Consider the following 8269-nt stretch of genomic DNA (forward strand, 5'->3'; position numbering starts at 1 on the left):
GGCACTGCTCTAAATCAGTCGCCCCTGCCCCTCCGCTTGCCGCATTCGATCCTTCTGGCGACGCTTAAAGTTCCACGGCGGATCGGGATTGTTGCTGACCCATAATCCGCGCCGGTTCCGCCTGGCATCGTCCTGTGCATTGAAATATTCCGCTTCGCGGTCGAACGCATATTGCTCTGTGACCCAGGCCCAACCGTTTACGATCATCTCCAGCTCGATATTGCGGGTAACGGACCGGGGTCTCGTCACCAAGCCAGATCCCCGCTTACCCTCATGATAATATTCCACCCTTCCGGGATCCATCTGCTCCGTTAAATATGCCATGCAGAGGAGGCGTTTATACGGGTCGATAGGTACGCCGCCCGTCGATTCCTTGCCAATCGGAAGCAAACGAAGCTTTTTGCCACCTACCAGCCCGAGCAGAAAGTCGCGGGCTTCGGGCCCGAAGGGCTGTTCCATTTCTGGTGCATCTATGAACGCGAACCGGAAAGGGATGCGCTCCACCCATGCCTCTCGCAGTGGGTGCCAAACATTTGCCAGGAAGCCGTCGCCGTCGAAAACCTTTAGGACACGCACATCCAAGGCCTCGTCAGGCGCTATCGGACCCGGATCATCCGGTGCGAAAATCATTCAAATCCGTCATCATGATCCCAATCCACCGATACTTCATGTTGGTCATCAGGAAAATAAGCTACGAGCAATTTCGACGAAGGCGCCGGCGTGACGAGCAACATTGTGCAGGCCTGCTCAGGAACATCCTCCTCTGCCGCAACATCACTCCAATCGCCTATGAGCTTAAACGCTCGGTGCTCATCGTGCGCTGTAGGAATGCCGGCATGATAACCTACCACGGTCACTGGCGTCGCAAGCTCATCAACATCACTCCGCGGATCAACATAGCGATCGCCTTCCAGTGTGACGATCTGGCCCTCGAAAAGTGCAGCTACCGGGATCTTGTTCATATTGATGCGCATTCCTTGACCAAACGCGACAACCCGCTTGAGCCGCCGTCTCTGCCTCTCATCTACAGCGATTTAACTGCCTATAAGTTAAGGCATTTCCGCTAGACACCACAAATGCTGATTTTCTGATCATGCGCGGAGAGCCCGAAAAGTCTCTGAGAAGGGAAGCCTCCCCCGTACATACGCAGCTACGCGACTGGCACGTTAGAGCCAAGAGACGCTGTTCAGTCGGAGGCCGAGGGCAGTCCTGAAACCGTAAGCTCCTCCACGATGGCCCGGGCAAGCATCGGCGAGGCCCTCACGAGCTGCTGCAACTCCCGGGTTGCGCCGTCTTCCAGTCCTTGTGCGTATTCACCTGCCACCCAAGGGCGACCGACATGACCGGGAGAGGGCGTGAAAAAGCATAGTGCGCCATTCCCGTTAGTCAAAATCTGAACCCCGTAATGGGCAAGCCTCTCCATAATCAGACCAGCAATCGTCTTGAGAGGTTCTGCGCCTGTTCCAAAGTTGTTCACGTTCTGTTTACTCGTTGATTCTGCGCCAATATTTCTCGTTGGGGTGTGAATAAGTCACGCGACAGATTTGGACGCAGCAGAATTCTTCCCCGTTCCGGTGCCGCGCTCGACATAGCTATCGCCCATCGCGCACAAGCGCGGGAAAGCAAGGCGGCCAAGCAAACGAAAGGGCGCGCCGAAACCGCCGCGCCCTCCCATTTTAGTGAGCTGTGTCAGAAGCCGAAGCTGATGCCACCGCGTACCTGGCCGAGGCTGTTGTGGCCACCGAAGCCGTAACCGCCCGAGAGGAACAGGTTGACGCGCTTGTTGACAGAGGCATCAACACCCAGTTCGATCAGCCCGTTACCGTCCGGATTCACACCCTTCAGGCGGAAGGCATCGCCACCGCCCAGATACTGGACCGTGCGATCGCTGCCGATGCTGCCCTGGAAGCTGTACTGGACCTTCGCATAGGGGCGATAGGCGATCCCATCGGCATCACCGAGCAGAACCCCGGCCTTCACACCCAGAACGGGCGAGAAGACGGTTTTGGAGGCATGATCCACCTTCAGTCCGATGCCAGCGCCACCTTCTTCAGTGAAGCCGTTCATCGACCAGCGACGCAGCGCCAGCTTACCATAGGGGGTCACGACCAGACCGCTACCGGCGGTCAAGTCATAGCCCAGCTCCAAGCTGGCATCCAACTGCTTGCCCTTGAAGTCGCCTTCAATGGTGCGAGCGAGGATGTCCAGGTCGCGTTCGACTTCAAATTTCGAGAAGCCGTACGCCAACTGGAAGCTGCCGTAGAAGGGGCCAAAGCCCTGGGTCGCATAGGCACCGATGGTGTAGGTGCGAACCTGCGCCTCTTCCTGCGAACCCTGTGCAGTGACGTCATGCTGACCATAGCCAAAGCCGATGCCGAAGGCCCCGTCTTCCTGATAGGCCACGTCGAGGCCAAAGGCACCGCCATAGCTGTTGGTCTTGATCTTCGACGCTCCGGATTTGGTGCCCCCCGTCTTGGCGAAGTTCGCCGACGGGTTGAACCAGATCTGGGTGCCCAGCGCCTCACCATAGCCACGGCGAGCAGCCAGTCGGTTGACGGTGGTGTTGAAAACCGCGTTCTGATCGACCGCGGCCAGCGAACCATAGATCTCCGCCGAGGAAAGCTCGTTGAAGATCTCAGCCGCCTGTGCGCTGTTCAGCCGCCAGTCGAGACCAGCAGCGATGTTGGCGATGTCCTGCGCATTGGCGATCTCCGTAACCGAAGCAAAGCCATTGCCGCCAGCAGCATCCGTCTTCACCCGAGCTATGACGTCAGCCAGCGCGCTGTCCAGACCCACGGCTGCCGAAGCGGCATTGGGATTGGTCGCGCCCGTGGCGTAGCTGTTGCGGGTCGCCTCGATCGAAACGGTCTTAGCGGTCGCATCGTGCTTCAGACCGAAGGTGACGAACTGTGAGGCGAGCGTCGGTGCCGCGGTGGCGGTGACGTTGCCGGTGCCGGTATAGGTGAACAGCGTGTAGCCGTCGCCCGTCGAATAGAGGCTATCCTTCGACACCGTCACCGCGACCTTACCGGCCAGGTTCAGGTTACCGTCCACAGTGACCGAGGACGGAATCGAGAAGACACCGGCATTGGTCGGGGTGGTGAAGTAGGGAACACTGACCCCACCGGTGATCGGACCCAGCACTTCGGGTGCTGCGCCGCCATCGTTGACTGACAGGTTGCCAAAGCGGACCAGCGAGGGATTGACGCCTACAACCGTCGTGCCGTTGGCAGTCTGGGTGTAGTTGCCCTGCTGATAGAGCTCGATGCCCTTGATCGCTTCGGGTCCCGGCGTGACGATGCTGTTGCCAACCGTCTGAACGAAGGTCGGTGCTCGACGGCCGAGGACCAGGGTGGCATCATTGTTGATGTTGCCCTTGATGCCGAAGACAGCATCATCCGAACCGTCAACGTCCAGCTGGAGCTCGCCAGCCTGCACGTTGAGATTGCCGACATCCATCGTCCAGCCCGCGGGCGTCGAGCCGTCAGCCGGAACATATTCGGCACCCGTCACCACGAAGGTGCCCGCACCGGTCTTGTTGACCGTGTTGACGCCCAGCACGCGAACCGCCGTCGGGCTGAACAGGCCTTCAGCGTCTTCCGGCAGCGTGGCAGCTGGCGTGAAGTTCGCAGGCGTGGTCGCATCGGCCAGCCGAAGCTCGCTCGCACCCAGGAAGCCGGCACCATTCAGGTTGACGGTCGTGTCGGTGAGGAAGGCCCCACTGTCGTCACGCTGTGCGTCAATATCGCCAAGCGTGATCGAGCCGTTGTTCAGATTGATCGTCGCCTTGATGTCGGCAGTCTTGATGGCAGCCTCGCCACGCACGGTCAGGTTGAACGCAGCCGGGTCGACCTGCGATGCATCGAGCGGAACCGCCGGCGAAAGCAGCGAAGACAGCGCGGACGCCACCTCGCTCTGCGTCGAAACGGCGCCGGTTACGTTGAAACCGCCCGACACACCATTCTGATCGACCGTGTAGGTCTGCGCAGCCGCAATCGGAGTCACGGCCACATTTGTGGTGTTGATCGTCGCATCGACCGTGGCCGATCCGCTGAACACCGAGCCACCAAGCGTCGTAACGCCGGTCAGGATACCATTGTTGGTGAACGAGCCCGTCAAACCTTCCAGCTCGACATCGCCAAAGGCGTTTCCGCTGTTGGTAAAGCTGGCGTTGCCGCCCACAGGCATTGCTGCAACCGTAGCCGCGAGGGTACGGATGCCAGCGTTTGTGGGGTTGGTGTCGGTCAAGGTGACAGTGCTTTCAGCATCCAGAGCCGAAACGCCGAACAGATTGCCGCCGGTGCCCAGATCGCCATTGTTGACGAGCGAAGCGGAGGTCAGGCCCTGAACACCGACATCGCCAAGAACGGTGCCGTTGTTGGTGACCGAAGCCGCGCCGCCTACTGCGGCAGTGCTGAAGGTCGACGCAACCGTGGCGGGCGTGAAACCGTCCGCAGCGTAGGTCGTGACCGTCTCATCGCTGCTGCTTTCGCCCAGACTGTTGGCGAACAGGTTGCCGCCCGTACCTGCCGCAGCATCACCGATGACGCTGCCGCTTCCGACCGTGATGGAGGCACCCCCAACGCCAGAGGCGAAGACATTGCCTGCAACGCTCGGCACGCCTTTACCCTGCAGCGCAGCGGCCGTGTCGATCACGACATTGGCTTGGCCACCAGCGTCAGCGAAGCTGTCAATGACGGTTTGCGACGTCAGCGTGTTGAGGCCGCCATTGACACTGTATTCCGAGGTGGAACCGCTGCTCGACGTGGACGCGAACGCGCTGGCGTTCACCGAACCGCCAACAGTGCCGATGATGGTGGCCGTAGCGTTGCCGAAGCCCGCTGCAACGGTCGCATCCCCATCGATTCGGCCCGCATTGTCGAGCGCGGCATCAGCAGCAACAGCTGGAGCTGACACGGTGAACAGCGACGTGTCGACCTGAGTGCCGTCTCCCGCCGCGTCCGTTGTCCGCGTGCTGGAAGCTGTAGAGGAGGCATCGCCTTCGGTGAAGGCGAATGGGCCAGTCGGGACAGCCGTGCTGACGAACACATCCTGTTCGACCTTGGCTGCCGAGCCGATTGCCGCCGACGCAGACGCGCCACCTATGACGTCGACATTGCCGCTGACCAGGCTGCTTCCCTGAAGCGAAACGGACGCGTCTCCGCCTGCCCGCGCCTGATTGAACTGCGTGCCGCTTACCGAAGTGGAACCCTGGAAAACGCCCGCGTCATAGGTGTCGGTGTCTTCCGAGGTGAATGCCCCGTTGAACGCCACGCCCTGGCTGGTCGAGGACACATTGCCCGACACCTTGCCGCCGTTGATATTGACGGCGCTCGCAGTATCGCCGCGGGAGGTAACATCGCCATTGCGGCCCGAATCGCCAGGCGCAACGGTGCCGGAGATGTTGACCGTGCTCGTGCCGCCAGTCGACGCAACATTGAACGTGTTGTTGCTGCTGTTCACGACCGAGCCGGTGCCCGCCGCGTCGCGCGAATCGGTCGACACGGCCACATTCTGCGTAGCAAACGAAGAGCCAGACGCTTCGGAGTAGATGTCGCCGTACACGGTGCCCGTCACGGTCGCCGTGCTGTTCGAGCCGCTCACCTGAGTGATGCTGCCGTCGTTGCCAGCACCAAAGTTCAGCGAGCCATTGATACCCGCATAAGTGCCATCGATATCGCCGCCGACAGTCTGCTGCGAACTGCTCGACTGGGTGGTCGTGGTAGTGCCCGAAACCGTGGTCGTCGGACCGGTCGAGGTGAAGGTCGTGTTGCGGCTGAACGCGTCAGTCTGACCCAGAACCTGGCCATTGTTGGCGACGGTAATCGCGCCGGACTCGGAGCCCGCAGACACATCGCCGCTGATGCGGCCAGACGCGGCGTTGGTGACGGAGATCGCCCCTTCGCTGGTCGAGGCAAAGGCGCTGCCTGCAACATCGCCGCTGTTGGCGATGCTGACAGTGCCGGTCGTGGCCGATCCATCGAGGTCGCCATCGACTGTGCCGGCGTTGGTGATCGAGACGTTGGCGGCGTCGAGCGCCTGCCCGACCAGGCTGCCGCCCACTTCACCGGCGAGGCCATTTGCGAGCGTGACGTCACCAAAGCCAGAGCCGACAACGCTGCCGCCTACAGTGCCATTGTTGGTGACCGACACCGCGCCGCCAAAGTCCGTCGCGCTGACGCTCCCGACGACTTCGCCATTGTTGGTGGCGGTGAAGCTGTTCGCGGCACTTGCCACGCCCACTCCGCCAAAGCTCAGGCCGGTTACGCGACCATCATTGTTGAGGTTTATCGCGCCGTCGCCCTGACCCGCAGCAAAGCCACCCGCAACGAAATCATAGCCGACGCTCGCGCCGCTGATATCCGCGCCGCTGGCAATCGTAACCGTGAGGTCGGGATTGGCTGGCGTGGTGATGGCCGTAGCGATGTCGGCGTTTACGGCTGCGCCGGTCCCTGCGCCGGTCGGCACGTTCACTGTGGCGGGAGCCGCCAATGCACCACCAGCGTTTGCGAGCAGAGCCGCCGCTGGTATGGAGGCTGACAACAGCAGCATCCGGTTGAACCTCGACTTCTTATTCATTCAAAACCCCTATTGGCTGCGATTCTCAGGCAGATGAGCGGCAAACGACGGGCGCCAGTGCTTTCGCGTACGCAAAAGGCTTTGCGCTGATGCTGTTCGGAACTCCCCCCATGACACCTGCAGTTGCGCAAATATGCGCAACATGCGCAAACGTCTATGTCCAGACCGAATGTCGTGCAAATCTTTTTTGGGCGTTTGCGCCTTCAAACATGACAGAAATGGTCGCATCTTTAGTAGGCCGGTATGCCTCACCGCAATTTTTCTGATGTTTTTGCGCAAATATGCACTTGCAAATTTGCGCTATTTCAGTTTGCGCTGGATTGATCGAAGCGCATAATGATGCAGGCGCGATGGACGACGGCCGCATCTGGTTGTGGTTGGCTGTCGCGCTAAGAAAACGGGCGCATACACATGTCTTTTGTCGGTGAGTGGGATCAGGATAGAGCCCGCAGCCTGATCGGTTGCCTGATCAAGGAAACCGGGTTTTCAGCAAGCCAGATTGCACGCCGCTCCGGCCTTGCACCTTCCACGCTTACCCGCATCTACCCAAACCCCACGGTTGGCTATTCGCTCTCACAACAAAGCGTCGCTAAGCTCAGGGCCACGTTTCCGGATGCTTTTTCGATCTGCGAAACGGACGCCTCGCCACCGCGATCTCCGGCATCCGAGGTCACGCTGAAGGACGATCCTGCCTTCTTCGGGCAACCGAAGCAGCCCGGCATTCCAGTCTATGCGGCCGCTGTGCACTTCGTTGAGGAATGTAGTCTGGCTTTTGCCGATCAGCTTGAACTCTGGGAAGCCGATCTCTCTCGTCCGGTTGCCTACATGGCGGCACCCTTCGGACTGGGTGACACCGAGCGCTACTTTGTGATGTATATACCTGGCGAAGCTATGGAACCGCGTTTCAGAGCCGGCGAGCGGGTGCTCCTTGACCGCGTCAAGCCAGCATCGATCAATGCGGATGTGCTCGTCCACCTGCGAGATGAATTGGGGCGCTCATTGTGGACCGCCGGTCGACTGCTCGCCCGCGATCGCAACCTTATCGAGGTAAGGCAATATCGCGAACAAGCGACGGCATCGATCCCCCACGGCCAGATCAAACAAGTCTTCCCAATCATCGGCATGATCGACGACAACGTCTGACCGACTGAAAGCACCGCCCCCTATCTCGGCGCGCGGTGCATGCGCCAAATGACGCGGTCAGCGCGCCGCTACAGAATTCATCGCTTTTTCTATTCTGGCCCATTCATGCTCATGTGTGCCGACATGATTTTCCATTCCGGGCTTGGTCAGACAGCCTTTCGGACTGGTATAGCTGTGAATCGTTCTGACAGGCTGAAGGTAAGCGTGGGCTGGAGACCGCAGATCAGGCGGCTGCGGCGATCGGTTGCTGATCGGGCCGCCAGTTCCACGGCATGAGTTCATCCCAGCGGGCAGCAGGCCATTCGTCCGCGATCTTGGCGATGACGTCGGCGATATATGCCTGTGGTTCGAGGCCATTGAGTTTGGCGCTCTCGATGACGGAATAGACGGCAGCGGCGCGATCACCGCCGGCCTTTGACCCGGCAAACAGCCAGTTTTTGCGATTATGCATAGCTTTCCATAAAAGGAATTATGCGAAGCGCCGGATTATGCGCAGGTGCTGGCGGCAAACCCCGAAATTGCGTCGGGGCCGCCGCCATGAACTCCA

Annotated in this window: 4 protein-coding genes and 1 pseudogene; 1 reads left to right on the plus strand and 4 read right to left on the minus strand. The window is 60.1% G+C overall.

Annotation, left to right across the window (positions count from 1 at the left end):
- Nucleotides 1-9 precede the first annotated feature (9 nt).
- The 3 genes from K7W03_RS20175 to K7W03_RS20185 form a co-directional block, all read right to left on the minus strand.
- Nucleotides 10-630, minus strand: a complete 621-nt coding sequence (locus tag K7W03_RS20175) for a thermonuclease family protein (protein WP_020817769.1) — start codon at nt 628-630, stop codon at nt 10-12.
- Nucleotides 627-962: a hypothetical protein gene (locus tag K7W03_RS20180; RefSeq protein WP_125445799.1), complete on the minus strand. Its 336-nt coding sequence runs from the start codon at nt 960-962 to the stop codon at nt 627-629. Before K7W03_RS20180 ends, K7W03_RS20175 begins: the two co-directional genes overlap by 4 nt.
- A 727-nt stretch (nt 963-1689) precedes the next feature.
- Nucleotides 1690-6579, minus strand: coding sequence for a beta strand repeat-containing protein (locus K7W03_RS20185; protein WP_222887150.1), 4890 nt, complete (start codon nt 6577-6579; stop codon nt 1690-1692).
- A gap of 411 nt (nt 6580-6990) precedes the next feature.
- Here K7W03_RS20185 and K7W03_RS20190 point away from each other — a divergent pair, with 411 nt between their 5' ends.
- Entirely contained in the window at nt 6991-7722 is a 732-nt protein-coding gene (locus tag K7W03_RS20190) for a hypothetical protein (protein WP_222887151.1), read from the plus strand.
- Nucleotides 7723-7945: 223 nt separating this feature from the next.
- Here the strand turns inward: K7W03_RS20190 and K7W03_RS20195 are convergent.
- A pseudogene (locus K7W03_RS20195) lies at nt 7946-8164 on the minus strand (transposase domain-containing protein); the annotation flags it as partial.
- Between the last annotated feature and the right edge of the window lie 105 nt (nt 8165-8269).

Origin of the sequence: Sphingobium sp. PNB (assembly GCF_019873065.1) — a bacterium.
Lineage (GTDB): Bacteria > Pseudomonadota > Alphaproteobacteria > Sphingomonadales > Sphingomonadaceae > Sphingobium > Sphingobium fuliginis.

Bases quoted from the DNA above. Each gene is read 5' to 3' on its own strand.
- K7W03_RS20175 (WP_020817769.1), bottom strand. From the start codon at position 630: ATGATTTTCGCACCGGATGATCCGGGTCCGATAGCGCCTGACGAGGCC.
- K7W03_RS20180 (WP_125445799.1), bottom strand. From the start codon at position 962: ATGAACAAGATCCCGGTAGCTGCACTTTTCGAGGGCCAGATCGTCACA.
- K7W03_RS20185 (WP_222887150.1), bottom strand. From the start codon at position 6,579: ATGAATAAGAAGTCGAGGTTCAACCGGATGCTGCTGTTGTCAGCCTCC.
- K7W03_RS20190 (WP_222887151.1), top strand. From the start codon at position 6,991: ATGTCTTTTGTCGGTGAGTGGGATCAGGATAGAGCCCGCAGCCTGATC.